Consider the following 26,439-nt stretch of genomic DNA (forward strand, 5'->3'; position numbering starts at 1 on the left):
TCAGCTACCCCGGTAGGTCGAATAGGCGAAGGGGCTCAACAGGATCGGCACGTGGTGGTGGCGTTCGGGGTCCTCGATCTCGAAGCAGATGTCGATTTCGGGATAGAAACCCTTGATGTCGTTGTCGGCGAACCAGTTCCCGGTGTCGAAGACGAGGTGGTAGATCCCCGGGACGAGGGTCTCGGTGTTCACGCTGGTGATGCGACCGTCCGAGTCGGTCGTGCCGGCGGACAACTGCGTCCCCGACGCATCCTGGAGGGACACCTCGACACCGGCGGCGGGTGCTCCCGACACCGCGTTCAGGACGTGCGTGGACAGTCCGGTCATCTCGAAACCCCTTGATCGTCGGCGTGTTCGTCGGCGTTGTGCTCGGTCGACAGCATACGGAGCAGGCGGGCGCGGTTGATCTTCGCCAGTTCCTCGCGCAGGACGCGCCGCTCGGTCGTGGCGTCATTGGTCATCCGCTGTTCGAGGATGGCCAGCAGTTCGTCGGCGGGCCGGCCGTTGGCGAAGACCAGGTACACGTGCCCGAACCGCTCCTCGTAGGACGCATTGCGCTCGCGCAGCTCGGCGAGCACCGACGCCGCAGCCCCGGCCACCCCCGACTGCTCCCGCGCCGAAGAAGCGTTGTCCGGCCGGTCGCCGATCCGCGGGTGTCCGGCGAGCGCCTCGTCGACGTCGTCCTCCGAGATCTCGGCGAGGGCGCGGTCGGCGACGTCGAGCAGTGCCGGGACATCGCGAAAGGGCCTGGCGCGCATCATCCGCTCGATCCAGGCCGTCGATGCGCAGCAGGAGCGCAGGGCGGACCGGGCCTGCGCGTCGTCCATCTCGTTGAGCAGCATGGTGACCAGCCTAGGATCAGCGGGCGTGGTCGTCGCGTGGAAGATGGAGCGATGAGCGACACCACCGTGCCCCCGCGCGCGCATCGGTCGCCGGGTCGGGTGCTCGGTGCGGTGCTCGCCGCCGGCGCCGGCACCAGATACGGAATGCCGAAGATCCTCGCAGACGACGGAGAGTGGCTCGAGTGTGCGGTCGCGGCGTTGCGCGACGGCGGCTGCGCCGAGGTGGCGGTCGCGATGGGCGCCGCGGTCGTCGAGCCGCCCGCGGGCGCCGAGGCCCTGATCGTCGAGGACTGGCCCGACGGGGTGGGCGCCTCGGTGTCGGCCGCCCTGCGGTGGGCGATCGCCCGACCGGCCGCCGCGGGACTGGCGGTGCACGTGGTCGACACCCCCGACAGCGGCCCCGAGGTCACCCGACGGGTGCTCGACGCGGCGTCGGGTGATCGAGCCGTGCTCGCTCGAGCGGTCTTCGACGGTCGTCCCGGACACCCCGTGTACATCGGAGCCGACCATTTCGCGCCCGCGCTGCGCGTGGTCGGCGGTGATGTGGGGGCTCAGGTCTATCTCCGCTCCCAGGCGGTGACCCCCGTCGAATGCGGGGATCTGTCCACCGGTGAGGACATCGACGAGCGGTTCCACTGAGGGCGGGCGTGCCCATTTCGAGACCTTCTCGTCGCCGTTCCGGTGCACGGTGATCCCACGTGGGACAACCGTCCATGTCTAGGGTGCAGACATAGCCGGGTAACGGACCGCACTCTCCTCGAAGCGGGTGATCGCCGTGGCGCACGATCGTCGTCGACGCCTCACCGCGATCATCGCCGCGCTCGTCGTGGGAGGCGGACTCGCCGCGTGCGCGACCGGTCCCGACGCCGCCGAACCGAACCCCGTCTCACGGTCCGTCGAGGATGCGCATCTGCCGCCCGGATTCGACACCACTTTCCGCTGGACCGCCACCGGGGTCCTCGACCCGCAGTCCGCCGAGGGCACCTTCGTCCGCGCCTTCACCGAGTCCTTCGAACTCGCCAACGCCGGTCGGTCGGCCCGGTGGGGGTACCCCGGTTTCGCCGAGGCCGCGCCGTCGAACATCGATCAGATGGTGACGGCGTACCCTGCGGACGTGTCGGCGTCGGAGCGCGAGGTCGGCACGGCCTTCTACCGCGCTCTGCGCCGCGTCGACGACAACGGGTGGGCGCGAATCGTACTGTGCCGCCATGGATATCGGTCCGTGCAGCGAGACGGCGCCTGGACCGTCGGCTTCGACACCCCGCGACCGGTCGAGATCGACATCCGACGGGTGGGGCACGATCCCGCGGTCGCGTCGCGCGGCGGCGAACGCACCCCGGGGTCCGATGTGTTCGGCGGGTGGTTCACCTCCCGCTACGACTTCGCGGCGCTGTATCCGACCCCGACAGCCGACCAGAAAGCGTGTGCGGCAACGACTCCGGCGGGAATGCCGCGCTGGCTGCCGATGGCCGACGCCGAGCCGTGGCCGTCGCTGTCGCCGTCGCCGGGGTGGTCCAGCTACCCCGGTGCGGCTTGAACCTCGACCGAAGACCCCGTGCCCACTGGTCGGGGTGCCTACTGGTCGGGCAGCCCGTCGAGCAGGTCGTCGAGGTGGACCGGCAGGTCGCGGACCCGGACTCCGGTGGCGTTGTGGATCGCGTTGACCACTGCCGCGGCGCTGCCCACGATGCCGATCTCACCTGCGCCGCGTGAGCCCATCGGAGTGGCGTGCTCGTCGCGGTCGTCGAGACAGATCGCGTCGACGTCGGCGATGTCGGCGTGTACGGGGATGTGGAACTCGGCGAGATCCTGCGTGACCACGTGCCCGAAGCGGTGATCGCGAACGCTTTCCTCGTGCAACGCCATCGAGATGCCGAAGGTCATGCCGCCGATGAGCTGTGAGCGGACGGTGCGCGGATTGATGGCACGCCCGATGGAGAACACCCCGAGCATGCGCGGGATCCGGATCTCGCCGGTGTCCACGTCGACGCGGACCTCCACGAAGTGCGCGCCGAACGAGGCCACCGTGAACTTCTCGAGGTCGGGGTTTTCCGCGGCCTCGGCGCTCAGCTCCGCGCCCTCGGGCGGATCGTCGCCGAATCGCGCGCGGAACTGATGCGCGGCGGTGACGATCGCCGATCCCCACGACGAGGTGCCCGACGAGCCGCCGGCGACGGTGGCGCTCGGGAGTGCACTGTCGCCGATCTCGATGTCGACCACGTCGGTGGAGACCTCCAGCGCATCGGCGGCGATGAGCAGCAGGGTCGTCCACGCACCGGTCCCGATGTCGGTGGCGGCGATCCGCACCGAGTAGCGACCACCGCGATGTGCGATCGAGGCCTCGTTGCCCGGTTGCACCATGTGCGGGTAGGTCGACGATGCGACGCCCAGGCCGATGAGGTGGCGGCCGTCGCGCCGTGCGCCGGGCTCGGCGGCACGGCGGTCCCAGCCGAATCTGGCGGCGCCCTCGCGGAGACAGTCGAGCAACCGCCTCGACGACCACCGATTGCCCGTCTCGGGGTCCTCGGACGGTTCGTTGCGCACACGCAGCTCGATCGGGTCGATACCGGTTGCGTGCGCGAGTTCGTCCATCGCCACCTCGCCGGCGAACATCCCCGGCGCTTCACCGGGCGCGCGCATCCAGAAGGGGACCGGCACGTCGAGCGGGACGACATGGTGGTCGGTCCGGCGGTTCTCGGCGGCGTACATCGAACGCGACGTGACCGCGGCCTGTTCGGCGAATTCCTTGGCATGTGCGCTGTGCGTGTGCGCTTCGTGTACCAGGGCGATGAGGTGGCCCGTGCGGTCCGCGGCGAGCCGGAGCCGCGACCGCGTGGGCGCGCGGTGTCCGACGTAGACGAACATGTGCTGTCGGGTGACGGCGAACTTCACCGGACGCCCGGGCAGGCTCATCGCCGCGAAGGCGGCCAGCACGTCGTGGGAATGAGGGGAGCCCTTGGAGCCGAAACCGCCGCCGACGTGCGGCGCGACGACCCTGATCTGCTCGGGCTCAAGTCCGAGGACCGGCGCCAGCGTGGACACCACGCCCTGTGTCGACTGGGTCGAGTCGTACAGCGTCAGGGTCGAGTCGTCGGGCTGCCACGTCGCCACCACGGTGTGGGGCTCCATCGGGTTGTTGTGCTCTTCCGGCGTCGAGTACCACTCGTCGATCGTGACGAGGTCGGTGTGTGCCGGGTCCCCGGCCGCCCGGTCCAGGATTCGGTCGGGGTCGCCGTCCAGCGAGGTCGGCTCGAATCCGCCGTTGACCTGTTCGGGTCGGTAGCTGCCGGGGTGATCGACGCGGAACTCGGTGTCGTGGTCGTCCTCGTCGTAGGTCACGGTCACCGCCGCCGCGGCCTCCCGGGCCGTCTCGGGACTCTCCGCGACGACGGCGCCGATCAGCTGACCGCGGTAGGCGATCTCCGGCGACTGCAGGATCGTGAGGTCGCCGTTGGACGTGTCCGCGAGTCGAGGCGCGTTCTCGTGGGTGAGGACGAGTAGGACACCGGACGTGGATTCGGCTGCGGCGGTGTCGAATCCGGTCACCCGGCCGCGCGCGACGGTGGCGGTGACAGGCCACAGGTACACCGCGTCGGTGAGGTGCTCGTACGCGTAGGGCGCTGTGCCGCGGACCTTGTCGGCGCCGTCGATCCGTGCGTGGGAGGTGCCGATGGCGGTCATCGGGTGCTCAGCTCCCGCAGGGTGGCGATGAGGGTGCGACGGGCCAGGGGCACCTTGAACTCGTTGCCGTCCAGTGTGCGCGCGTCGCCGAGTTCGGCGTCGGCTGCCGCGGCGAACAGTTCGGGTGACGGGCGCTGCCCGCGCACCACGGCTTCGGCGCGTTCGGCCCGCCAGGGCTTGTGTGCGACGCCGCCGAGCGCGATTCGAGCGTCGCCGATCACGTCGCCGTCCATCGTCACCTCGGCCCCGACGGACACCAGGGCGAACGCGTAGGAGGCGCGGTCGCGGACCTTGCGGTAGGTCGACGACGAGTCGGGCGGCGGAGGTGGCACGTCGACGGCCACGATGACGTCGTGTGGCTCGAGCACCGTGTCGCGTTCGGGGTGTTCGCCGGGCAGCCGGTAGAAGTCCCGGATGTCCACCTCACGCTCCCCGTCGGGACCCTGCACCACGACACGAGCGTCGAGGACGGTGAGGGCCACCGCCATGTCCGACGGGTGGGTCGCCACGCAGGCGTCCGACGCGCCCAGGACCGCGTGGTACCGCGTGTAACCGCCGATGGCTGAGCATCCCGAACCCGGCGTCCGCTTGTTACAGGGTGTCGTGACGTCCTGGAAGTACACGCACCTCGTGCGCTGCAGCAGATTGCCCGCGTTGGTCGCGAGATTGCGCAGTTGCGGAGATGCGCCCGAGAGCAGCGCGCGTGCCAACACGGGATAGCGACGTCGGACCAGGGGGTGGGCGGCGGTGTCGGCATTGCGGGCGGTGCCGCCCAGCCGCAGCGAGCCGTCCGGTCTCTCGGTGATGTCGTCGAGTGGAAGGCGCGAGATGGCGAGCAGCGCAGTCGGATCGGCGATCCCTAGCTTCATGTGATCGACGAGGTTGGTGCCCCCGGCGATCAGTTTCGCGCCGTCGTGGTCGCGCAGGAACTCCACTGCGCCGGCCACATCGGTCGCCCGGTCGTACGTGAACGGGATCATCGATCGACCACCTGTCGGATCGCGGCGAGGATGTTGGGGTAGGCAGCGCACCGGCAGAGGTTGCCGCTCATCCGTTCTCGGATCTCGTCGTCGGCCAGCCTGTCGGCGCCCTCGGTCGGCGGGCTCGCATCCCCGGCGGACGGGTCGAGGTCCTCGGTGACGTGGCTCGGGTACCCCTGCTTCGCCTCGTCGAGCATGCCGATTGCCGAGCACAACTGACCGGGGGTGCAGTATCCGCACTGGAAGGCGTCTTCGTCGATGAACGCCTGCTGCATCTCGTGCAGGTCGTCGCCCTCACCCAGCCCCTCGGCGGTCACGATCTCACTGCCCTCGTAGGCCACCGCGAACGACAGGCAGCTGACGATCCGGCGACCGTCGACCAGGACGGTGCAGGATCCACACTGCCCGTGATCGCATCCCTTCTTCGGGGAGAAGATCCCGAGCCGGTCGCGCAGGCCGTCGAGCAGGGTCGTGCGCGTGTCCACGACGACGTCGTGATCGGCACCGTTCACGGACAGCGAGATTCTGGCTTCCACACCGCTGGGCGTACCCGACGGCCCCGGCGGTAAACACTCGCCGCAGATGCGTTGGATCTCTGGAAGAATCGGCGCAATGGCCACCTCGAGACCCAGAGTTGTCGTCATCGGCGCCGGATTCGCGGGCATGCACTGCGTCCGTCGGCTCAAGAACGAGCCGGTGGATGTCACCATCGTCGACCGCGGAACGAGCCACCTGTTCCAGCCGCTGCTGTATCAGTGCGCCACCGGTCTGCTGTCGGAAGGCGCGATCTCCAGCCCGGTTCGTCATCTGACCCGCAGACACAAGAACCTCGACGTGGTACTCGGTGAGGCATCGGGCATCGACGTCGACGCCCGCGAGCTGACCGTCGACCGCATCGACGGGTCGTCGTTTCACCTCTCGTACGACTACCTCGTCGTCGCCGCCGGGATGCGCACCGCCTATCGCGGCAACGAGGACTTCGCCGCCCACGCGCCGGGGATGAAGACCCTCGACGACGCGCTGTCGATCCGGCGCAAGATCATGGCCGCGTTCGAGATGGCCGAGACGATCACCGACCCGGAGGAGCAGCGGTCCTGGCTCACCTTCGCGGTGGCGGGTGGCGGCCCCACCGGGGTCGAGCTTGCGGGACAGATCCGGGAGGTCGCGACGCTCGCCCTCGAGCGGGAGTTCGACGCGATCGATCCGGCCCAGGCGCGGGTGCTGCTGCTCCACGGCGGTGATCGGGTACTGCCGTCGTTCTCCTCCAGACTCTCGGCCAGTGCCCAGCGCACCCTCGACAATCTCGGGGTCGAGACCCACCTCGGTGTGCACGTGACCGGTGTGGGGGAGGACTTCGTCGAGACGACCCGCAAGGCCGACGGCAGCAAACAGACCTATCCCGCACGGACGACCCTGTGGACGACCGGTGTCGAGGCCGTCCCGTTCGCCACCACACTCGCCCAGGCGCTCGGTGTCGAACAGGACCGCGGGGGGCGGATACCGGTGGAGCCCGACCTGTCGGTCCCGGGCCACCCCGACGTCTTCGTCTGCGGTGACATGAGCTCCTACCGCGACCTCGCCGGGGTTGCCGAGGTGGCCATGCAGGGCGGCCGTCATGCCGGGTCCGTGATCGCCGAAACCGTTGCGGGCCAGGCCGACCGGTCCCCGTTCAAATACCGCGATCTCGGCACGGCCGCCTACATCGCGCGCCGTCACGCGATCGTGCAGTCGGGGCCGCTCCAGTTGTCGGGGTTCCTCGGCTGGGTCGCGTGGGGCGTCATCCACATCGCCTTCCTGGCAGGTGTGCGCAACCGTATGGGCACCGTGATGACATGGGGCGCAACGCTGCTCACCGACAGTCGGCGGGAGCGCGCGATCACCTACGGCGACCCGGAGACGGCGAGGCAGCCTTACGGGGGGTGACCGGGTCGATTCGGCCCGCTCGCTTCGCTCCCGGCGCCGGGTTGATTCGGCCCGCTCGCTTCGCTCCCGGCGCCGGGTCGATTCGGCCCGCTCGCTTCGCTCCCGGCGCCGGGAGCCGCCCGAGTTGCCCTCGAACGCTTGTCCGTGACCCCCGCGCCTGGTATCCAGAGTAGAACACGTTCTAATTCTGACTGGGCGAGGAGTCCTCCATGCACACTCCGATCTGCGACGAGCTCGGTGTCGAGTTCCCGATCTTCGCGTTCACCCACTGCCGCGACGTCGTGGTCGCGGTGAGCAAGGCCGGCGGGTTCGGCGTGCTCGGTGCGGTCGGCTTCACGCCCGAGGAACTCGAGGTCGAGCTGAACTGGATCGACGAGCACATCGGCGACCGCCCCTATGGCGTCGACATCGTCATCCCGAACAAGTACGAGGGCATGGACTCGAACATGTCGGGCGAAGAACTGGCCGCGATGCTGCAGTCGATGGTTCCCGCGGAGACCCTCGACTTCGGTCGCAAGCTCCTGCGTGACCACGGGGTGCCACTCAACGAGGACAGCGACAACTCCCTGCAGCTCCTCGGCTGGACCGAGGCCACCGCCACCCCGCAGGTCGAGATCGCGTTACAGCATCCCAAGGTCACCCTGATCGCGAACGCCCTCGGGACGCCTCCCGCGGACATGATCGAGAAGATCCAGTCCGCGGGCCGCAAGGTGGCCGCCCTGTGCGGATCGCCGAAGCAGGCGCGCAAGCACGCCGACGCGGGCGTCGACATCATCATCGCCCAGGGTGGCGAAGGTGGCGGTCACTGCGGTGAGGTGGGTTCCATCGTGCTGTGGCCGCAGGTGGTCAAAGAGGTTGCGCCGGTGCCGGTTCTGGCCGCCGGGGGCATCGGTAGCGGCGAACAGATCGCGGCCGCGCTGGCCCTGGGTGCCCAAGGCGCCTGGACCGGATCGCAGTGGCTCATGGTCGAGGAGGCCGAGAACACCCCGGTCCAGCAGCAGACCTACATCGAGGCGTCGAGCCGGGACACCGTGCGGAGCCGGTCGTTCACCGGAAAGCCGTGCCGGATGCTGCGCAACGACTGGACCGAGGCCTGGGAGGACCCCAACAATCCCGATCCGCTGGGGATGCCGCTGCAGTACATGGTGTCCGGCATGGCGGTGGCCGCGACCCACAAGTACCCCGACGAGAGCATCGACGTCGCCTTCAACCCCGTCGGGCAGGTGGTCGGTCAGTTCCGCAAGGTCGAGAAGACCTCCGCGGTGATCGAACGGTGGGTCACCGAGTACATCGACGCGACGAGCAGTCTGGACTCGTTCGCGAACGCCTAGGGTGTCGACTCACTCGGAGAGCGCGCCGCCGGCGGCCCGCCAGCCGATGAGGCCGCCGCTCATGTTCGTGGCGTCGAAGCCGTTCTCCACGAGGAGGTTCGCCGCACCGGCAGATCTGATGCCGCCGGTGCAGAACGCGATGAGGAGCCTGTCCTCGGGTAGTTCGATGCAGCGCTCGGGCAGGACCTCGAGCGGCATGTGTACCGCTCCCGGGATGTGGACGCGGTTCCATTCGAAGTCGCGACGCACGTCCACGATCACCGCGCCCTCGGCGACGAGGCGCACGGCGTCGGAGGCGGGCACGGCGGGCGGGCGCCGGAGATAGTGACGGACCTTCATAACCTTCAGTCTAACTGAAGGTACGTGACACCGACTCGAAGTGTGCGGCGAGAGCCGCGGTGAGCTCGGGGTGGCGGGCGGTGAACTCGGCGTCGAGGCGGGTGACCCGCTCGGCGGCCTGTGCGAGAAGGTCCTCGCCGGCGGCGGTGATCCCCAGCGTCGATGCGGAGCCGGCGTGCGCGGTCCGGTCGTCGACGAGCCCGGCGTCGACGAATCCCGAGACCGCCGTGTGCGCGCTCTGCACCGTGATCCGAGAACGGCGCGCGAGCTCGCTGAACGAGATCCCCGGCGTGCCCCGGATGTGGCCCAGGAGACCGTACTTCCGCGGGGTGAGACCGAGCGGTTTCAGCGCCGTCGTCAGCTCGGCCTCCCAGACGCGGCCCACCGTGAGCAACATGACGGTGGGACTGAACGGCGGCGGCTCCGGCATGGTCGCAGGCTAACAGCCGTGCCGGGGCGGGTCAGGGCGCCGGCGCGAGCGGGAACGTCACGCGGACCGCGGTCCCGGACGGTTCGTTCGGCAGGTAACTGATCGTGCCGCCGTGCCGCTCCACGATGTGCTCGGAGATGATCAGCCCGATCCCCGAGCCGTCCTGTTTGGCGGAGAACGCACCCGACGCGAGCCGGTCGGCGGGTGCGCCCGTCATGCCGCGGCCCTGGTCGCGGATCCACACCGAGGCCTGTCCGTCGGCCTCGCCGGTCTGGATCGTCAGCTCTTTCACCTCGGTCGTCGGCCGCACGATCTCGTCGAGTGCGTTGACGCAGAGGTTGATGATGACCTGACCGATGAGCACGTTCTCGCCCTGGATCGGCAGGTCGCGGTCGAGGGTCTCGGCGTACACCCGGACCCCCTGCTCGGCCGCGCGCAATCGCACGAAGTACAGGCTCTCCTCGACGGTCTCGTTCAGGTCCATCAGGGTCGCCGTGCTCTCGATGCGTCGTACGTAGCGCTTCACGGACGCGACGATGTCGGCGGCGCGGTGCAGCTGCTTCTCGATCTGGTCGATCCCGTAGGCGAGGCTCCGTGCATCGACCGTCTCGGCGGACACGCGCGCCTTCAGACCGGTGAGATAGTTGGTCGACGCCGCGAGCGGCTGACCGAGCTCATGGGCCAGGATCATCGCCATGTCGCCCATCGCGTGATAGCGGCTCAGGTACTGGAGATTGGCTTCCTGGTAGGCGTTGCGTCGCTCCCATTCGACCCGGTCGGTCACGTCGCGGACGGTCAGGACCCGCGACCGGATGCCGTCATGGGCGACGATCTCGAGTTCGCCGGCCAGCCACACGGTGCTGCCGTCGTCCTTGATGATCTCCTGCTGGATCTCCACCGAACCCCCACCGTCCGCCAGACGTTCGACGACGGGGTCACTGGTCAGTCGTGGTTCGCATCGTCCGAGGTCTTCCAGATGGACCCCCGACAACTCCGCGGGGGTGCGACCGAACAGCTTCGCGGCCAGCGGTGAGATGTCGTCGATGCAGTTGTCGTCGTCGAGCACGACGATGCCGGCCGAGGTGTGGGTCATGATGCGCTGCAACGACTCCGACACCCACGTGAGTTCTTCCTGCAACTCGACCTCGTCGGAGATGTTGCGGAACTCGACCATCACTACCGGCCCGTCCTCGCAGCGCACGAGAGTCGCGCGCGCATCGGTGAGGAATTCGGTGCCGTCCTTCGCGCGGTACTTCCACTGTTTGCGGCTCGACCCGTGGACCACCGCCGACTGGAGCCACGCCACACCGACCTCCCGGCGATACTGGCGTTCCTGCGCGCTCATGTGGTGAGCCTTGAGCGGCTTGAGCTCCTCGAGGGTGAAACCGAAGATGCGGCAGGCGGCCGGATTCGCCCACAGGATGTTCTTCGAACTCGCCTCGTGGATCAGGATCCCGGTACCGGTGTTGAGGATCATCTGCTCGAAATCCCGACGAGCGGGGAACATCGCCATCACCTCACCTTCGTCGAGTTCGACCTTCGTCCCCGCCACGATGCCACGCAGGTGAGGACACGCAAGTAAGGAATTGCTTACCCGCGACGCGGGAAATCCCGATACCGCGCCGGGTCCCGCGTCCATAGTGTCGGACTCGAGATCGAGAGTCGATTCCGAACGGAGACAATGATGACCGCGGAGAGCCTGACCGAACGGGTGTGTGCCGAACCGGCAGGGGCGGCGCGTGATGCAGCCTTCGATCATGCGCTCGACGTGCTCCGGGATCGTCGGGACGAGTTCAACTCGCAGCGGTACGTCCCCGGTGACTACATCGCGTTGCTGAAGCGCGCCGGCATGTACCGGGCGTCGACGCCGGCGGTGTTCGGGGGTGAGCCGATGGCGCCGTCCGATTTCATGTCGCTCGTCGAGCGCATCTCCGCTGTCGACCCCGCCACCGGGTGGGTGTCCAGCTTCGGATCGTCACTCGTGTACTTCGCCGCACTGCCCGCCGAGACGCAACGGAAGATCTACGCGCACGGACCCGACATCGCGTATGCGGGCGGACTGTTCCCGATGCAGGAGGCACAGAAGGTCGACGGCGGCTACCTGTGTACCGGGGTCTGGCAGTTCGCGAGCGGATGCCGCGGTGCCGACCTCATCGGCATCGGCCTGGCCGGCGGACCCGAGACCGGCGGCAAACCGCTGACGGCACTGGTCGATCCGGCCGACGTGGAGATCGTCGAGAACTGGGATGTCGCCGGTATGAAGGCGACGGGTTCACACGCGGTCCGCGCCGATCGCGTGTTCGTGCCGGAGGAGATGACCTTCGTGCGGGGCGGCGCGCCCCAGATCGACGAACCGCTGACCCGCTACCCGGCGCTGGCCTACGCCGCCCAGGTGCTGGCGGTGGTGACCCTCGGTGCGGCCCGGGGTGCACTCGACTATGCGATCGAGGTCGGTGCGGCGCGGACCTCGATCACCGGGGGAGCCAGCAAGGGAAACCGCCCGGCATACAAGAGCGGCCTCGCGGTCGCCGAGGCCGAATTGCGTTCGGCACGAGCGTTCTTCTACGACAGCACCGACCAGGTGTGGGCCAAGGCCGTCACCGGAGCGCACATCTCGACCGACGATCAAGCGTTGCTGCGGCTGAGTGCCACCCACGCGGCGCATGTCGGGCGCAGCGTGGTGCTGCAGGTCTTCGATCTCGCCGGGACCGGCGCCATCTACGAGACCCACCCGCTCCAGCGGTACCTGCAGGACGCCCTCGTACCCGCGCAGCACGCCATGTTGCAGACCAACACCTACGAGGCCGCCGGTGCCCTGCTCCTCGGCCTCGAGGCCGGAATCCCCAGCTTTCCCTGACACACCCGACATCAGCCCGGACATCACGACCGCCGACATCACCACCCGCAAGGAGTGCACCGCCCATGACCGACGAACCGTTGCGCACGCTGTTCTGCGTGGGGAACAACCAGAACTTCTTCGACCTGCCCAAGGCCGACATCGGTCCGGTGTGGGAGGCGACGATGGAATTCCTCTCCGGTCTCAAGAACCTCGACGGCGTCGAGATCATCGGGACCTTCGACGACGATGCCCACATGGTCGGGCCGTCCGAGGGCTGGCCGTGGACCTTCTACGTCCTCGCCGACGTCCGCGACCAGCCGACCGTCAAGGCGGCCTGCAACCTGTTGCGCACCACCATGGTCGGCGAATACGCCCTCTGGAAGTACTTCAAGGTCGAGGCGAGGATGGGCCGGGCTCTCACCATCCGCGACGACGTCGCCTCGTGAGCACCGCCTCCCGCGCGACAACCGATCCCGACCATCCCGACCACACGAAGGATTATCGATGACCACCATCGAGAGGCCGACCCGCGGCTTCGCGGACCTCGCCGAGAAAGACCGCGTCGCCGGTCAGCTCTACACCGATCCCGAGATCTTCGCCGAGGAGATGCGCAAGATCTTCTACCGCACCTGGGTGTGGGTCGCGCACGAGAGCGAGGTCCCCGAGGCAGGTTCGTTCAAGACGACGCAGGTCGGTGACCAACCGGTCATCGTGACCCGGGATCGCAAGGGCAACTTCAACACCCTGCTCAACAGGTGTCGGCATCGCGGTGCCACGGTCTGCGACCAGCGCAGCGGCAAGGCCAACGGGTTCACCTGCCCGTACCACAACTGGTCGTACACCCTCGACGGCCGGCTCCGCGGTATCCCGTACCCGGACGGGTACGAGGGCGTCGTCGAGAAGAACGACTTCCCGCTGCAGAAGTTGCGCACCGAGAGCTACCTCGGCATGATCTTCGCGACGTTCAACCACGAGATCGAGCCGCTCGAGGATCACCTCGGCGACGCCAAGATCTGGATGGAGCGATTCCTCAAGCAGTCCAACGGATTTCCCACCAAGGTGCTCGGCAGCCACAAATTCCGCTTCAAGGGCAACTGGAAGATCCAGCTCGAGAACACCACCGACGGTTACCACTTCCCGATGGTGCACAAGTCGTGGATGGCCTCCGTCGACGCCGAGACCGCGAACATGATGTCGTTCATGGACGATCCGGCCGCGCAGACGCATGCCCTCGGCAACGGGCACAGCGTCGCGATCATGGCGGCCGCGCACGCCGACCTCGACGTCGACGACGGCAGCGAGGAGATCCAGCCGCGGTTCCAGCACCTGGTCGACGAACTGGCCGAGGCGGGGGAGAGTCCCGAACGCATCCGTCGCTACATGCGTTCGATGCACGGTTGCGGGTTCAACCTCAACATGTTCCCGAACATCGCCATGTCGTCGTCGTTCTTCCGGGTGCTCATCCCGATCAGCGTCGACGTCACCGAGGTGTGGCACATGGCCATCGGTATGGAAGGCGGTCCGGAGAGCATCAACCGGGAACGCCTGCGCATCCACGAACACTTCCAGGGCCCCTTCGGGTTCGGTAGCCCCGACGACGCGGAGGGATGGGACCGGGTGCAGATCGGCGCCGGGGGCAACCCGAACATGCCGATCCTGGTCAACCGCGGGGAGAACCGCGAGTTCACGACCGAAGAGGGCTGGCCCACTTCGCATGTCACCGACGAAACCGGGATGCGCGAGTCCTACGGCATGTGGAAGAGGATGATGAGCGATGACTGAGCTGCACACCTTCAACGACCCGCGTGTCCTGCGCGCTATCGCGCTCGTGTGGAAGGAGGCCGAACTCCTCGACGCCAAGGACTATCCGGCGTGGGAGGCCCTCTACACCGACGACGCGCATTACGTCATCCCGATCGATCCCGACACCGACGACTTCGACTCGTCGCTGAACATGGTGTACGACGACAAGCGGATGCGGCGGCTGCGCGTCGAGCGGATGATGCAGGGGTACGCACCGTCGGCGGTGGCCGCGGCTCGTACGGTTCGAGTCATCTCGCGCTTCACGGTGTCCGACGTGAGCGAGGACACCGTCATCCTGCGCTCGGCGCAGATCCTCAACGCGTTCAAGCGCGATGCCTTCTCCACGATCGGTGCCGAGCTCACCCACACCATCTCACTCGGACCGGACGGGAACGACCGGATCAGCCTGAAGGTGGCCCGCCTCATCGACAGCGAGGACGCGGTCAGCGCCTCGGGATACCTCGTGTGAACGGGGGCGTGGACATGAGCTCGACCACCAAGGGGATCGCGGTCGTCACCGGCGCCGCCGGCGGGATGGGTTCCTTCATCGCCCGCCGGCTCCATCGAGACGGACATCGCGTCCTGCTCACCGACATCGCCCTCGACCCGGCCCGACGGATCGCCGAAGAACTCTCGCCCGACGGGTCGACCGCTCAGGCGGCGGTCCTCGACGTCGCGCACCGGCAGAACTTCGTCGACGCGCTGGCACATGTGCAGTCGGTGTGGGGCACTCCCACGATCGTCGTCAACAACGCCGCGCTGACCCAGGCGGCCGATCTCATGAGCATCGACGAGCCGGATTTCACGCGGGTGCTGAACACCAACGTCAACAGCATCTTCTTCGGCTGCCAGGTGTTCGGTGCCGCAATGGCCGACGAGGGTTTCGGCCGCATCGTCAACATGGCCTCGCTGGCCGGTCAGAACGGCGGCACCGCCACCGGCGCGCACTACGCCACGTCGAAGGGCGCGATCCTGACGGTCACCAAGATCTTCGCGAAAGAGCTTGCGCCGAAGGGGGTCACGGTCAACGCGATCGCGCCGGGACCCCATGACCTGCCCGTCGTGAAGGCGACCGTTCCGCCGGACAGACTCGACGCCGTGATCGCCGGCATCCCCGTCGGCAAGCTGGGCAGCCCCGACTTCATCGGGGACATGGTCGGCCTGCTGACCGCCGAGAACGCCTTCTTCGTCACGGGTGCGTGCTGGGACGTCAACGGCGGGCTCTTCGTCCGCTGATCGCACCTGTAGAACCATCTGCCATCACCAGGAGTACACATGGCCCTCACCGACGTCGTCGTGTCCGCGATCGTCCAGGAGACCCCGAGCATCAAGACCTTCTACCTGTCGAGGCCCGACGGCTCGACGATGGGGGAGTACACGCCGGGTGCGCACATCGACGTCGTCGGGCCGACCGCCATCACCCGGCAGTACTCGCTCTGTAGCCGCCCCGACGGCCGGGAGTCGTTCGCCGTGGCGGTCAAGCGTGAGGACCAGTCCCGGGGCGGGTCGGCGGCACTGCACGAGCTGCGGGTCGGCGACCGGCTGCAGATCAGCGAGCCGCGGAATCTGCTCGGGATCGACCCCGCGGCAACGCATCACGTCCTGGTGGCCGCCGGGATCGGGATCACCCCGATGCTGAGCATGGCGCGCCACATGGACGTGCACGGCATCAGCTTCGAGCTGCACTACTTCGCCCGCACCGCCGAGGACGCGGCGTTCCTGCCGCTGCTGCGCGAGCGCTGCCCGGAGAAGCTGCACGCCCACGTCGGCGTGGGCCGCGAGGCCCACGGAGCGATCCTGACCACCGCCCTGGAATCGGCACCGCAGCAGTCGCACGTCTACGTCTGCGGCCCGGACGGCTTCATGACCAAGGTCCGGGAACTCGCCGAACGTTTCGTCCCGGCCGACGCGGTCCACTTCGAGAACTTCCACGCCACGGACCAGCCCGACGCGTCGGAGAACACCGCTTTCGACGTCGAACTCGACGGACAGACGTATCACGTGCCGGCCGATCGGAGCATCGTCGAGGTCCTCGAGGAGAACGGTTGCGACGTCGACACCTCCTGTCAGGAGGGCATCTGCGGCACCTGCATCATGCAGGTCCTCGCCGGCGAACCCGAGCACCGCGACAACGTGCTGACCAAGGCGGAGCGAGAGTCCGGAGAGGTGATCGCCGTGTGCGTCTCGCGGACCTCCGGCGAGAAGATCGTGCTCGACTACTACTGAACCGAGCGCCGGGGGCGGATCTCAGGAGTTGGTCGGCACCTCGACATCGAAGCGGAGGATGTCCCGCACGAGCGTGCTGATGCTGTCGGCGTCGGTCTTGCTCTTGATCCGCGCACGGTGCACGTCCACCGTCTTCACGCTCATCTCGAGCCGGCGTGCGATGTTCTGGCTCGGCAACCCCTCGACCACCAGCGCGAGGATCTCGCGCTCACGGGGCGTGAGGAGAGCGACCTTCGACTCCACCGACCGCTTCTGCTCGTGGGTGCGAAAGCGCTCGACGGCCTTCTCCATACCCGCCTGGACGGCGTCGAGCAGTCGCTGGGGGTCGTAGGGCTTCTCCAGGAAGTCCATCGCGCCGGCCTGCAGCGTGGACACCGACATCCGGATGTCGCCGTGCGCGGAGACGAAGATGATGGCGACGTGCGGTGCGAACTCGTTGAGCTTCTCCTGCAACCGCGGACCGCTCATCGTCGGCATACGCACATCGAGCACGATGCACGCGGGCGCGTCCCCGGAGTACTGCGCGAGGAAGTCGTCGGCGCTGTGGCAGATCCGCGGCGAGATCCCGATGCTGCCGAGTAGCCAGTCGACCGATTCGCACAGCTCCGGGTCGTCGTCGACCACGTACACCGTCGCGGTCACACCCACGCCGCGTCCGCCGTCCAGTAGTTCATGCCGACGGCACTGACCTGATGCCGCCACTCCGAGGTCCGGTTCAGCCAGGGCTCCTCGCGCCGGACAGACTCGTCGGCGGCCTCCGGACCATCGGCTTCGACGGTCCAGTGCACCCAGTTGACCTCGCGGCCGTGCTCGTCGTGCACAAACAGGTCGACGTGATGCCAGCCGTAGTTGAAGGTGTCCTCGTAGCACGTGAGGAACATCCGGTGATGCGTCTCCGGACGGGGCTTGATCGTCATGGCAGATCTTCTCTCTTCCAACCGGACTCAGGCCGGAACGACCGGATGCGACCGGAGCTCGGTCTCGAGCACGGCGGCGACCTCGAACAGCGCCGACTCCCGCCCGGGCAGACCGATCACCTGCAGCCCGAGGGGCATCCCGGCGTCGGTGGTCGCACCGGGCACGACGACGACCGGACACCCGAGGAGTTGCCACGGGCGGCTCAGCACCGGCGACCCGGTTGCCGCGAGACCGTGCGGTGCGGGACCGGGTGCGGCGGGACCGACGATCACGGTGTGGTCGCCCAGCGCCTCGGCGAGTAGATCACGAGAGCGGTCGCGGCGGATGAGGGCGGCCGCATGATCGGTGACGCTGATCGCGCGGCCCGCTTCGACGAGTGCGCGCAGTTCCGGGCCGAATGCGTTCGCGTGTTCCCGGAAAGCGTCGTCCAGCGTGCCGGCCGCCTCATGGGACATGACCGTCACGTGGTCGTCGGCCAGGGTGCGCACGTGATCGTCGTACTCGAGAGCCCGGGTCTCGACGCCGGCTCCGTCGAGCAGTTCCGGCAACCGGTTGATCAACCCCGTCATCGCCTCGTCGATCGGATGCAGGTCGCTGCCGCCCCACACCACCACGGTCCGGACGGTGGAACGTCCGGGGACGATCGGCGAGCGTCCGGAGAAGGCGGAGTACACGTACTGCAGGTCGGCGATGTCCCGGGTGAGTATTCCCAGCGAGTCCAGCGACTCGCTGAGCCCGGTGACCCCGGACAGGTCCGTCGAGCCGTGCGCGAGGACCATGCCCGCCGCACCGCAGTAGGCGGCCGGCCGCGTCAGCGAACCCGCGGTCTGCGTACCGAGCGCCACCGGGATGACACCGGCCCCGACGGCGGCAGCCGATCCGCTCGACGACCCGCCCGGCGTGTGCTCGTGATGGTGCGGATTACGCGTGGGTCCGGGCGAGAAGTAGCCGAACTCGGTCGTGACCGTCTTGCCCTGGACCACCGCCCCGAGGTCGCGAAAGCGACTGACACAGGGTGCATCCGAGGATGCCGGTGACGAGGACGTGATGGGGGAACCGGCCCGGGTCGGCAGCCCGGAGACGTCGATGAGGTCTTTGACGCCGAGCGAGACGCCGCGCAGGGGTCGACGGCCGGGCATCGCGTCCTGCCGGCGTGCGTCGTCGACGACGGTCGGGGACAGCTCGACCCAGGCGTGCAGTTCGGTGTCGGTGCGGATGATCTCCTCACGAACCTGTTGCGCGAGAACCTCCGCCGACACGACCTTCTCGTGCACCGCGGTCGCCTGCTCGCTGATGGGGTGTTTCCAGTAGGCCGAGCTCACCGTTCCTCCTTCGCGTTCTGGCACCAGTCTGCCCTGTCGCGCATCGCGGCGACAGTAAAGATTTCCCTCGTATCGCCGTAGGCACGGGTGGCCATAACTTCAGTGTCAGCCCTCGAAATCCAGGCGTCATCTCAGCCCGCCAGCCCAAGGAAACGCAATGACCATCAGAGAATCCGCGGTGACGACGCCGTCGTCGACGCCGGCCGCCCCCGAACGGCGAATCGACCTCAGCCGCATGTCGAGAAGGGCATGGGTCGTCACCGGCATGCTCGTGCTGTTCCAGATCATCGCCTTCGCCGACAAGGCGGTGCTCGGTCTGGTCTCGGCCGACGCCATGCCCGAACTCGGTTTGACCCCAACCGAATTCGGATTCATCGGCAGTGCCTTCTTCTTCCTGTACGCGATCGTCTCGGTCATCACCGGATTCCTGGCATCGAAGATCTCGGTGAAGTGGATCCTGTTCGCGATGGGCGTCACCTGGGCGGTCCTGCAGTTCCCGATGCTTCTCGGCGGCGGTGCGGCGGTTCTCCTGGTGACCCGGATTGTGCTCGGCGGTGCCGAGGGCCCGGCCACCGCGATGTCGCTCACCTCCGCACACACCTGGTTCTCGCCGACGCGACGCGCGCTGCCGTCGAACCTCATCGCCGCCGGATCCACCCTGGGTCCGGTCTTCGCGGCACCGCTGCTGGCCTGGGTCATCGCCGTGTGGGGTTGGCGCTGGGCGTTCGGTGTGCTCGGCATCATCGGCCTGGTGTGGGTGATCGCCTGGTTCGCGATCGGTGCCGACGGTCCCTACCGGCCCAAGAAGGCAGCGTCGCCGGACGAGACGGCGGCCGACGCCGGCGAGCTGGTGACCGGTACCAAGGAGGTGGCGACCTCCGCGGTCGACGAGCAGAAGCCGGTCGTGATCTGGCGTGCGCTGCTGAGTCTGGCATTCTTGTCCGCCGTGATCGGCGGGGCGTCGAACTTCTGGGTGCAGGGCTTCCTGACGACCTGGCTGCCCCAGTACCTGGGCACCGTCGTCGGGCTCTCGCTCGGCGAGGTCGGTGCGATGACGACCGTGCCGTGGGTGGTCGGAGCCCTCGTCCTGCTCGGACTGGGCGCGCTCGGGCACCGGATGATGCATCGGGGGAGTTCGGCCCATCTGGCGATCGCCGTTCCGTTCGGGTGTGCCGCGGTGCTGGCCGGATTGTGCTTCATCGCGATCCAGGCGACGTCGGGGATCGCCGCGGTGGCACTGCTGTGCCTGGCCGGCGGATGCAGTCTGGCGTTCCCGATGACCGCCACGGCGATCGGCTACGCGGTCGGCGCCCGGCAGCGGCCCATCCTGATGGCGACCCTCGGCGGTGTGGCGTCGTTCGGCGCGGTCATCTCGCCGATTCTCGTCGGATGGCTCATGACCGACGCCGGATACGTGTCGCCGCCGAAGGGCGAGAAGCCCAGCGCGGAGATGGCCGGGAACATGGCCGACGGCGTGCACCAGGCCTTCACCATCACCGGAATCGTCCTCCTCGTCGGCGGCGCGCTCTGTATCGCCTTCCTCCGCCCAGAACGACTCGGTGCCACTTTGCAGAAGCGCTACGTCAAGGTGCCGGCCGAGGCCCCCGCCGCCTGACCCCTGCCCGACGACCCGACACAGGAGAAGTCATGTCCGACAACGTACTCAGTGCCATCGACCCAGGCATCTTCCGAAATGTGATGGGGCACTATCCGACCGGTGTGGTGGTGGTGACCGGACGTGGAGACGACGGATCGGTGCTGGCCATGGTCGTCGGAACCTTCAGCTCGGTGTCGATGGACCCGCCGCTGGTGTCCTTCATGCCGATGAAGACCTCGCGCACCTTCGAGAAGATGCGCGGATGCGAGTCGCTGTGCATCAACATTCTCGGGGGTGAGCAGGAAGACGTCGTCCTCACGATCGCGCAGCGGTGGGAGAACAAGCTCGACGGCATCGACTGGTTCCCGTCACCGTCGGGGGACCCGGTCCTGGCCGACTCGGTGGCCTGGATCGACACCCGCATCCGGAACGTCGTCGAGGCAGGCGATCACTGGATCGCGCTGTGCGAGGTGCGGGATCTGGCAGTGACCAACCCCGTGTCTCCGCTGATCTTCTTCCAGGGCGGCTATGGCAGTTTCGTGTCGACGTCGCTGATGGCCCGGATGGACCACGAGATCCTGCCGACGATCCACGCCGCGCACGCGGCGCGCCCCCAGGTCGAGGCGCTGGCCACGTCCGCGCGGTGCGAGGTGTCCGTGCTCACCGCCGTCAGTCGCGACGAGATGGCGGTGGTCCTGTCGGCCACCGCGCCGGGCGTCGACCGCGAGGAGGGCCTGGCCTACCGCATCCCGATGGTGCCGCCGATCGGCGACACGTACGTGTTCGACCAGGACGGCGACACCCGCGAGAGGTGGCTGGCCAAACTGCGAGACGCCGACGACGAGGTGCGACAGGTGCATCGCGACCGGCTCGACTTCGTACGGCAGCACGGATATCTCGTGTCCTTCCTGCCCGATGCGGGCTCGACCGCGTACGAGGAGATGCGGGCGGCGACGAAATCCTATGAGCGGGGCCGGTTGACGCCGTCACAGGAACGCGAGATCTGCGAATCCATCGGGAAGACGCCGATCGACTACCGCCTGCGCGACGTGCGAAGCGATCAGACCTACGACGTCGGTTCCATCGTGTTGCCGATCCGGGACGCACGCGGCGGTTACTCGATGACGCTTCGGTTGTCACAGCTGCCACTTGGCGTGACCGGAGCCCAGGTGCAGGCGTGGATCGAGCAGGCCCGCGCGGTGGTGGAGGTGCTCGGGCGATGACCGATGTGCAGGTCGACGCCAGGATCGCCACCCTGGTGGCCCGCATCGAGACGCTGGAGGCCGAAGCCGACATCCGACGTATTCAGGCTCGGTACATGTTCCTGTGTGACACCCCGTGTCCCGAGCCCGGTGTCGCCGACGACGCCGAGCGCATCGAGCTCATCCTCGACCTCTACACCGACGACGCGGTGTGGGAGGGCGTCGGCGAGTACTACGACGGTCAGTTCGGGCGCGCGGAGGGCAAGCAGGCGATCCGCGAACATTTCCAGCGCTTCTGGGGTGAGAAGCGTGACCCCGCACTGTTGCTCAACGCGCACTACCTCACCTCGGAGCAGATCCACGTCGACGGCGAGGATGCGGAGGGGCAGTGGATCCACATGCAGCCCTGGCTGTTCGGAGACGGAACGGCGCTGTTGCGGTCGAGTCGACTGAACAACGCGTTCCGTAGAAGCGACGGGCGCTGGCGGATCACCCGCACGCGTACCGAGAACGTCTTCATCGCACCGCTGCCGACGGGATTCGCGGAGAGCTACCCGTCGGCGTCGGTGTTGATGGGCTGAGGCGTACGGGGATGGGCGTACGGGGGATGCCACGGCAACCGGTGCGCGTGTTCACGCGCACCGGTTGACCCCGGTCCGTCCCTAGAAGGGTGGCGGGTTGGCGTCGTTCCAGCGCTTCTCGGCGCGCTGTTGGCGTCGGAAGTCGTTGGTGCGCAACGTGTCCAGTGTGTCCCGTGCCGGGTGGTCGGGAGGCCGGCCGGGAGCGAGCCGGTTGAACAGGTCGCGTCCGTTGTAGGCGTTGCCGACGAACATGTGGCCGGTGGGTGTGGTGAACCACGCGGTGAGGAACTCGTCCTGGTGGTCCTGCCAGCTGGTGAAGGTCTTGATCCGGTGGTGAAACCGGCACAGCGGTTTGAGGTTGCGCGCTTCGGTGCGGCCACCGCGACGTGGGTCGGTGTGGTCGAACGGGTCGGTGTGGTCGAGGTCGATCTGCCACACCGGGGCGTTGCAGCCCGGGAAGGTGCAGCACAACTCGCCCGCACGCACCAGCGCCTGGAGTTTTCTCGACGGTGCGTACCGTGTCGTCGACGGGTCCGCGTCGGGTACTGGGGCCGCGTCGGCTGCAGTGGATGCGGGCTGGATGTAGGTGCGTCGGGCTTCGCCGAGCAGTTGCCGTGCGGTGTCGGCGTCGATGATGCCGTGCCGGTCGAGGAACGCAGGGTCGTCGTCGAGGCCGATCAGCGTCGACAGGTTCACCACGATGTGGAAGGTCGCGCGCGGCGCGTGCGGCGGCGACGACGAAGCGGCCGGCTCGTGCGGCGCGGCGACGATCGCGTCGACGGCTGGTGCGTCGGCGGGAGTGTCGGTGTCGCCCCTGGTTTCGTCGAGCTCCTGTCCCGCAGTGGTGTCGGGTTCGGCTGCGGCAGCGTCGCAGTCAGCGCAGTGGCATGTCAGGGCGACTTCGCCGCGGGCGAGTGCTTTGAGGGCGTCGGCACGTCGCATCGGCAGGGTCCGTGGGTCACCGGCGTGGACGGCGGTGGCCATCGCCGACAGGCGGGCGTCGAACTCGGCGGCGTCGGCGTCGGGCAAGGTACCCGAGATCCGGGATTGGCCGGGGGTGAACCGATCGGGGGTGATGGTCACGTTGCGGTCGGCGGTCACCCGCTCTTTGCGTCGCCGGAGCGCATCGGGTGCCCACGCGGCGACGATGGCGTCGACCATGGCGGTGAACCGTGCTGTGGACATGGGTGCGCGGGCGAAGATCGCCTCGGCGAGGTGGGCGTCGACGGTCTGCATCTCGTCGGCGTCGGTGATCAGGTCGGTGCGTTTGAGTGCGATGAGGAAGCGGCGCTTGTCGATTCGCCCGCAGGCCAGGGCGTGTCCGGTGAAGGACAGTCGGTAGCGCAGGGCGTCACCGGCCATGATGAGGTCTTTCGCCTCGGCCGGGGTCACTGTGAGGGTGGCGCCGACTTCGGCGATGGCCTGCTCGAGCCCGTCGGGCCCGAACTGTTCGTAGGGGTCCTCACCGGCGGCCACCCGCGCCGACAACGCGTCGAAGGCTTCGAGGGAGTCGAGTTCACCGCTGTGCACCTCGGCGCGCCGCTGCGCGTAGTCCATCGCACGTTCGTCGTGAATGAGGCTGGCCACGGTCATCATCCGATGCGCCGCCGACGCAGCCAGTCCCGCACAGTGATTCAGGACCTCGACGAGTTCGGCGGCAGAAAGCTCATTGTCGGCGCGCAGGCGCGGTTCGACGGAATCGCATGATGCATCCACCGATGTGGTGGATTCCGCCCCCGCCCCCGATGACATACCTCCACTTTACTCGAATATACGTTCGAATCAAGAGTGAATGTGTTTCGCTGGGAGCTGTCATTTCGCAGGACATCGGTGACAGTTCTGCATCAAGACATCGGGCACCTTACAAGGAACGTTGGTGGTGACACTTCTTCGTCACTGCTCGGTGTCTGCATCGACTCGACTCGTGGTCATCTGGCGGCGAGACTATCCAGGGACCGAGGACGCCATCACTGTTCCGTCAGTGGAATCGGTCGTTGATTGCAGTCACGATTTGATCTGGTGCGTCCTCGGCGACGAAGTGTCCTGCATGGTGCGCTTCGATGACTTTGACATCGTCGAACGCATCGCGGATTCGGGGCAGGCATGTCTTTGGACGAAATACCATGTCGCTCATGCCCCAAATGGCAACCGTCGGTCTACTGCCGAGGAATGATGGAACGTCGCTAGCGAGCTGTTTCAATAACGGTGCTGCCGTGCGGATCTGTTTAGGCATAGCTGCAAGCCCTTGTCGCGCGGCCGCGCTGGGCTGCACCCGCCGATAGTGCTCGGCCTCCGCTGCAGTGAGCGTGGGGCCGGCGCTACCGAGGAGAAACTTCTCCACGAGCAGGTTCTGCTCTATGATTCGGCGCTGCATCGGGCGGCTACTCATGAGCACACTGAACGCGCGGTTGGCCAATGGCGTGATTGGCCAGAAAGCGGTGTTGCTCACAACGACGCCCCGGACGCGGTCAGCTCTTTCGACTGCTGCGCCGAGCCCGATGGGTCCGCCCCAGTCCTGGCCCGCCACAACAAAATCCTCCAGGCGCAGGTGATCGATCAGCTCGCCGACAACCCCGGTGAGTTCGGAGATGGTGTACCCGTATCCGACTGGTCGCTCAGACATACCGAATCCTGGATAGTCAACAGCGATGCAGCGGAAGCGATCGCGAAGATCCTTGATGACGTGCCGATACAGGAAGCTCCATGTCGGCGAACCATGACAAAACACGATTGGCGGCCCCGCGCCTTCGTCGATGTAATGCACCCGGCCCGCTGAAGAGTCGAACCACCGAGACTGGAACGGATATAGGACAGGGTCCGGAGTGAAGTTGAAGATCATCGATCGCCCTCCAAAACTTGCTACAGCTGTAGTGTTTCTTGGTGTGACTCTACACCTGTAGCATTAGGTGTCATGTCGGCACGCAGCGAAAAGAGGCGCGAGCTGATCGCCGACGCGGGGATCAGTATTGTTGCCCGCGACGGAGTCCGAGCTCTGACGCATAGAGCTGTCGATCACGAAGCTCATCTCCCGCAGGGGTCGACGTCCTATCACGCTTCGACCAGGCCCGCTCTCATCGAGCTAATCGTTAATACGCTGGCCAGCCGAACACAGTCCGAGACAGACGAACTCTCCGCCACCGTAGAGGAGCAGATCAGGCTGCGCCGCCGTCTTACCGTCGACGACCTCGCTGGGTTGATTGCTGGCATGGTCGACACCCTCGCAACCCGGCGAAAGGAGATGCGAGTGCGCTACGCACTACTTCTCGAAGTCGGCGACGCACCGCACCTTCGAGATCGGTTGACTACGGCATCGAACGTGCACGCCTCCACACAGGAGATCGTGGCATCTTTGCTGACCGCCGCGGACATTTCGAACAGAGGCGATATCGGCGAAGAGCTGATCGCACTGACCGACAGCCTCGTCTTTCATCGAACCGTGATCGGGTCATCCCACCAAGCTGCGCAATCGATCCTCACCACATACCTCCGAGGCATCGCTCTGGCGAACAATCCCGGCCGCGAGGATGAACCGAACTGACCCCGGCTTACCCGAAGGCGAAAGCAAAGAGGGGCTCCCCATCGAACCACCACCGTGGTCCCCGTTCAGGCTGCCGATACTCGACGCTCGGGCGGTGGCTGTTAATGAACCCCTTGGTCCTAAGGTGCGTCTGGCGATCTCGCAGTGGCCTGATGATGCACCGCGCGGAGCGGTCTCCACGTTCTGCGTCGAGCACCGTATTCCCCGGAAGTCGTTCTACGAGTTGCGGAGACGCGCCAAAGAAGAGGGGCCGGCCGGTGCTGGAACCCCGACCTCGCCGGCCGAAGTCGAGCCCGTCAGCGCTGAGTGATGAGGTCAAAGCCCAGGCGGTGGCCGTGCGTGCCGCCCTGGAAGCCTCCGGTCTGGACCACGGGCCGATCAGCGTGCACGACAAGATGCACAACGCGGGCTATTTGTATTGCGCCATCTGGATCAACGGGCAGATCGCTGAGCGCGACGAAGACCGCTCAGAGTACGGCGCCTGGGCCATGTGCTGACCCTGCGAGACTCAGCCGATCCCGCGCGAGAACGGTTGCTCGACAGCCAGATCGAGCGCACCATCCGCGAATCGCGACACCGGCCCGATCGCGGCGTCGAGCGCCTCGCCGTAGCCGTCACGTGCCTCGCCCCAGAGCCGACCGGCCGAACCGTGCGGCGTGACCCCGATCAGCGCGATGAGCTCCCCGGTGGTCGGGATGCAGATCGCCCAGACGAATCGGGTCTCGGACTCCCAATCACGCTCTGCCGCGGCGACGTACGCGGTGGGGTCGTCGACCTGGAGAAGAGACAACGCCGGGACGTCGGTGATCCGCTCGTCCGCACGAAGCGCACGCAGATACCACGTCCCGGCGTTGATCTCGACTGGTTGCACAGTCGCGAACTCCGGA

28 protein-coding genes and 1 pseudogene are annotated in these 26,439 nt (G+C 67.3%); 15 read left to right on the top strand and 14 right to left on the bottom strand.

Features of this window, described 5'->3' with window-relative positions:
• Both uraH and uraD read right to left on the bottom strand, forming a co-directional pair.
• A complete protein-coding gene (gene uraH, locus AC3B6C_RS16285; RefSeq protein ID WP_488373465.1) occupies positions 1 to 327 on the bottom strand; it encodes a hydroxyisourate hydrolase in 327 nt (108 codons plus the stop codon).
• On the bottom strand, positions 324 to 842 hold the full coding sequence (gene uraD, locus AC3B6C_RS16290) for a 2-oxo-4-hydroxy-4-carboxy-5-ureidoimidazoline decarboxylase (protein ID WP_488357698.1): 519 nt from the start codon (positions 840 to 842) through the stop codon (positions 324 to 326). The genes uraH and uraD overlap by 4 nt, the downstream gene beginning before the upstream one ends.
• A gap of 51 nt (positions 843 to 893) precedes the next feature.
• Between uraD and AC3B6C_RS16295 the strand changes: the two genes are divergently transcribed.
• Both AC3B6C_RS16295 and AC3B6C_RS16300 read left to right on the top strand, forming a co-directional pair.
• Positions 894 to 1,481, top strand: a complete 588-nt coding sequence (locus AC3B6C_RS16295) for a nucleotidyltransferase family protein (protein ID WP_488373466.1) — start codon at positions 894 to 896, stop codon at positions 1,479 to 1,481.
• Between the two features lie 127 nt (positions 1,482 to 1,608).
• Positions 1,609 to 2,379: a hypothetical protein gene (locus tag AC3B6C_RS16300; protein WP_488373467.1), complete on the top strand. Its 771-nt coding sequence runs from the start codon at positions 1,609 to 1,611 to the stop codon at positions 2,377 to 2,379.
• 38 nt (positions 2,380 to 2,417) lie between these two features.
• Here the strand turns inward: AC3B6C_RS16300 and AC3B6C_RS16305 are convergent, their stop codons facing one another.
• The 3 genes from AC3B6C_RS16305 to AC3B6C_RS16315 are packed head-to-tail and all read right to left on the bottom strand — an operon-like array spanning position 2,418 to position 6,039.
• Positions 2,418 to 4,523, bottom strand: coding sequence for a xanthine dehydrogenase family protein molybdopterin-binding subunit (locus AC3B6C_RS16305; RefSeq protein WP_488373468.1), 2,106 nt, complete (start codon positions 4,521 to 4,523; stop codon positions 2,418 to 2,420).
• Positions 4,520 to 5,503: an FAD binding domain-containing protein gene (locus AC3B6C_RS16310; RefSeq protein ID WP_488373469.1), complete on the bottom strand. Its 984-nt coding sequence runs from the start codon at positions 5,501 to 5,503 to the stop codon at positions 4,520 to 4,522. The genes AC3B6C_RS16305 and AC3B6C_RS16310 overlap by 4 nt, the downstream gene beginning before the upstream one ends.
• A complete protein-coding gene (locus AC3B6C_RS16315; protein ID WP_035717109.1) occupies positions 5,500 to 6,039 on the bottom strand; it encodes a 2Fe-2S iron-sulfur cluster-binding protein in 540 nt (179 codons plus the stop codon). The genes AC3B6C_RS16310 and AC3B6C_RS16315 overlap by 4 nt, the downstream gene beginning before the upstream one ends.
• Positions 6,040 to 6,115: 76 nt before the next feature.
• Between AC3B6C_RS16315 and AC3B6C_RS16320 the strand changes: the two genes are divergently transcribed.
• Positions 6,116 to 7,426, top strand: a complete 1,311-nt coding sequence (locus AC3B6C_RS16320; RefSeq protein WP_488373470.1) for an NAD(P)/FAD-dependent oxidoreductase — start codon at positions 6,116 to 6,118, stop codon at positions 7,424 to 7,426.
• 209 nt (positions 7,427 to 7,635) lie between these two features.
• Positions 7,636 to 8,757 carry a nitronate monooxygenase gene (locus AC3B6C_RS16325; RefSeq protein WP_010841955.1) on the top strand — a complete coding sequence of 374 codons (1,122 nt, stop codon included), beginning with the start codon at positions 7,636 to 7,638 and terminating at the stop codon, positions 8,755 to 8,757.
• A gap of 9 nt (positions 8,758 to 8,766) precedes the next feature.
• Here AC3B6C_RS16325 and AC3B6C_RS16330 read toward each other — a convergent pair whose 3' ends face one another.
• The 3 genes from AC3B6C_RS16330 to AC3B6C_RS16340 are packed head-to-tail and all read right to left on the bottom strand — an operon-like array spanning position 8,767 to position 11,033.
• Positions 8,767 to 9,096, bottom strand: coding sequence for a rhodanese-like domain-containing protein (locus AC3B6C_RS16330; protein ID WP_010841956.1), 330 nt, complete (start codon positions 9,094 to 9,096; stop codon positions 8,767 to 8,769).
• Positions 9,097 to 9,106: 10 nt separating this feature from the next.
• The gene (locus AC3B6C_RS16335) at positions 9,107 to 9,526 is read right to left on the bottom strand and encodes a MarR family winged helix-turn-helix transcriptional regulator (protein WP_488373471.1); all 420 of its coding nucleotides are present in this window, start codon (positions 9,524 to 9,526) and stop codon (positions 9,107 to 9,109) included.
• 31 nt (positions 9,527 to 9,557) lie between these two features.
• A complete protein-coding gene (locus tag AC3B6C_RS16340) occupies positions 9,558 to 11,033 on the bottom strand; it encodes a PAS domain S-box protein (RefSeq protein ID WP_044507830.1) in 1,476 nt (491 codons plus the stop codon).
• A 174-nt stretch (positions 11,034 to 11,207) separates the two neighbouring features.
• Here AC3B6C_RS16340 and AC3B6C_RS16345 point away from each other — a divergent pair, with 174 nt between their 5' ends.
• The 6 genes from AC3B6C_RS16345 to AC3B6C_RS16370 all read left to right on the top strand — a co-directional run bounded on the left by AC3B6C_RS16345 (position 11,208) and on the right by AC3B6C_RS16370 (position 16,394).
• On the top strand, positions 11,208 to 12,383 hold the full coding sequence (locus tag AC3B6C_RS16345) for an acyl-CoA dehydrogenase family protein (RefSeq protein ID WP_488373472.1): 1,176 nt from the start codon (positions 11,208 to 11,210) through the stop codon (positions 12,381 to 12,383).
• Between the two features lie 65 nt (positions 12,384 to 12,448).
• Positions 12,449 to 12,811 (top strand): hypothetical protein, encoded by a 363-nt coding sequence (locus AC3B6C_RS16350; RefSeq protein WP_010841960.1) that lies wholly within the window; start codon positions 12,449 to 12,451, stop codon positions 12,809 to 12,811.
• Positions 12,812 to 12,869: 58 nt separating this feature from the next.
• Positions 12,870 to 14,147: an aromatic ring-hydroxylating oxygenase subunit alpha gene (locus AC3B6C_RS16355; RefSeq protein WP_014926264.1), complete on the top strand. Its 1,278-nt coding sequence runs from the start codon at positions 12,870 to 12,872 to the stop codon at positions 14,145 to 14,147.
• Positions 14,140 to 14,637 carry an aromatic-ring-hydroxylating dioxygenase subunit beta gene (locus AC3B6C_RS16360; RefSeq protein ID WP_010841962.1) on the top strand — a complete coding sequence of 166 codons (498 nt, stop codon included), beginning with the start codon at positions 14,140 to 14,142 and terminating at the stop codon, positions 14,635 to 14,637. The genes AC3B6C_RS16355 and AC3B6C_RS16360 overlap by 8 nt, the downstream gene beginning before the upstream one ends.
• 14 nt (positions 14,638 to 14,651) lie before the next feature.
• Positions 14,652 to 15,404: an SDR family NAD(P)-dependent oxidoreductase gene (locus AC3B6C_RS16365; protein ID WP_035717128.1), complete on the top strand. Its 753-nt coding sequence runs from the start codon at positions 14,652 to 14,654 to the stop codon at positions 15,402 to 15,404.
• 39 nt (positions 15,405 to 15,443) lie between these two features.
• Positions 15,444 to 16,394 (top strand): PDR/VanB family oxidoreductase, encoded by a 951-nt coding sequence (locus AC3B6C_RS16370; protein WP_010841964.1) that lies wholly within the window; start codon positions 15,444 to 15,446, stop codon positions 16,392 to 16,394.
• 21 nt (positions 16,395 to 16,415) lie between these two features.
• On the opposite strand, the gene AC3B6C_RS16375 is transcribed toward AC3B6C_RS16370, so the two are convergent.
• Genes AC3B6C_RS16375 through AC3B6C_RS16385 form a run of 3 tightly spaced genes read right to left on the bottom strand, consistent with a single transcriptional unit; the run spans position 16,416 to position 18,634 of the window.
• Complete coding sequence (locus tag AC3B6C_RS16375) at positions 16,416 to 17,036, bottom strand: response regulator transcription factor (protein WP_014926266.1); 621 nt, start codon at positions 17,034 to 17,036, stop codon at positions 16,416 to 16,418.
• Positions 17,033 to 17,311: a hypothetical protein gene (locus AC3B6C_RS16380; RefSeq protein ID WP_004572205.1), complete on the bottom strand. Its 279-nt coding sequence runs from the start codon at positions 17,309 to 17,311 to the stop codon at positions 17,033 to 17,035. Before AC3B6C_RS16380 ends, AC3B6C_RS16375 begins: the two co-directional genes overlap by 4 nt.
• A 27-nt stretch (positions 17,312 to 17,338) precedes the next feature.
• A complete protein-coding gene (locus AC3B6C_RS16385; protein WP_488373474.1) occupies positions 17,339 to 18,634 on the bottom strand; it encodes an amidase in 1,296 nt (431 codons plus the stop codon).
• Positions 18,635 to 18,791: 157 nt separating this feature from the next.
• Here AC3B6C_RS16385 and AC3B6C_RS16390 point away from each other — a divergent pair, with 157 nt between their 5' ends.
• From AC3B6C_RS16390 to AC3B6C_RS16400, 3 genes are read left to right on the top strand one after another with little or no spacing between them, the layout of a single operon-like run.
• Positions 18,792 to 20,249 (top strand): MFS transporter, encoded by a 1,458-nt coding sequence (locus AC3B6C_RS16390; RefSeq protein WP_488373476.1) that lies wholly within the window; start codon positions 18,792 to 18,794, stop codon positions 20,247 to 20,249.
• Between the two features lie 32 nt (positions 20,250 to 20,281).
• Positions 20,282 to 21,454, top strand: a complete 1,173-nt coding sequence (locus tag AC3B6C_RS16395; RefSeq protein ID WP_488373477.1) for a flavin reductase family protein — start codon at positions 20,282 to 20,284, stop codon at positions 21,452 to 21,454.
• Positions 21,451 to 22,014: a nuclear transport factor 2 family protein gene (locus AC3B6C_RS16400; protein WP_488373478.1), complete on the top strand. Its 564-nt coding sequence runs from the start codon at positions 21,451 to 21,453 to the stop codon at positions 22,012 to 22,014. Before AC3B6C_RS16395 ends, AC3B6C_RS16400 begins: the two co-directional genes overlap by 4 nt.
• An 81-nt stretch (positions 22,015 to 22,095) precedes the next feature.
• Here AC3B6C_RS16400 and AC3B6C_RS16405 read toward each other — a convergent pair whose 3' ends face one another.
• Together AC3B6C_RS16405 and AC3B6C_RS16410 are read right to left on the bottom strand one after the other, a co-directional pair.
• Positions 22,096 to 23,766, bottom strand: coding sequence for an HNH endonuclease signature motif containing protein (locus tag AC3B6C_RS16405; RefSeq protein ID WP_488373479.1), 1,671 nt, complete (start codon positions 23,764 to 23,766; stop codon positions 22,096 to 22,098).
• A 226-nt stretch (positions 23,767 to 23,992) separates the two neighbouring features.
• A complete protein-coding gene (locus tag AC3B6C_RS16410; protein ID WP_488373481.1) occupies positions 23,993 to 24,853 on the bottom strand; it encodes an alpha/beta fold hydrolase in 861 nt (286 codons plus the stop codon).
• 72 nt (positions 24,854 to 24,925) lie between these two features.
• On the opposite strand from AC3B6C_RS16410, the gene AC3B6C_RS16415 reads away from it, so the two are divergent.
• A complete protein-coding gene (locus AC3B6C_RS16415) occupies positions 24,926 to 25,552 on the top strand; it encodes a TetR/AcrR family transcriptional regulator (RefSeq protein ID WP_488373482.1) in 627 nt (208 codons plus the stop codon).
• A gap of 94 nt (positions 25,553 to 25,646) precedes the next feature.
• Positions 25,647 to 25,962 (top strand): annotated as a pseudogene (locus AC3B6C_RS16420) (IS481 family transposase); the annotation flags it as partial.
• Positions 25,963 to 26,060: 98 nt separating this feature from the next.
• On the opposite strand, the gene AC3B6C_RS16425 reads toward AC3B6C_RS16420, so the two are convergent.
• Positions 26,061 to 26,423, bottom strand: coding sequence for a GNAT family N-acetyltransferase (locus AC3B6C_RS16425; RefSeq protein ID WP_488373483.1), 363 nt, complete (start codon positions 26,421 to 26,423; stop codon positions 26,061 to 26,063).
• Positions 26,424 to 26,439 lie beyond the last annotated feature (16 nt).

Source organism: Gordonia sp. 11cp (genome assembly GCF_057767225.1).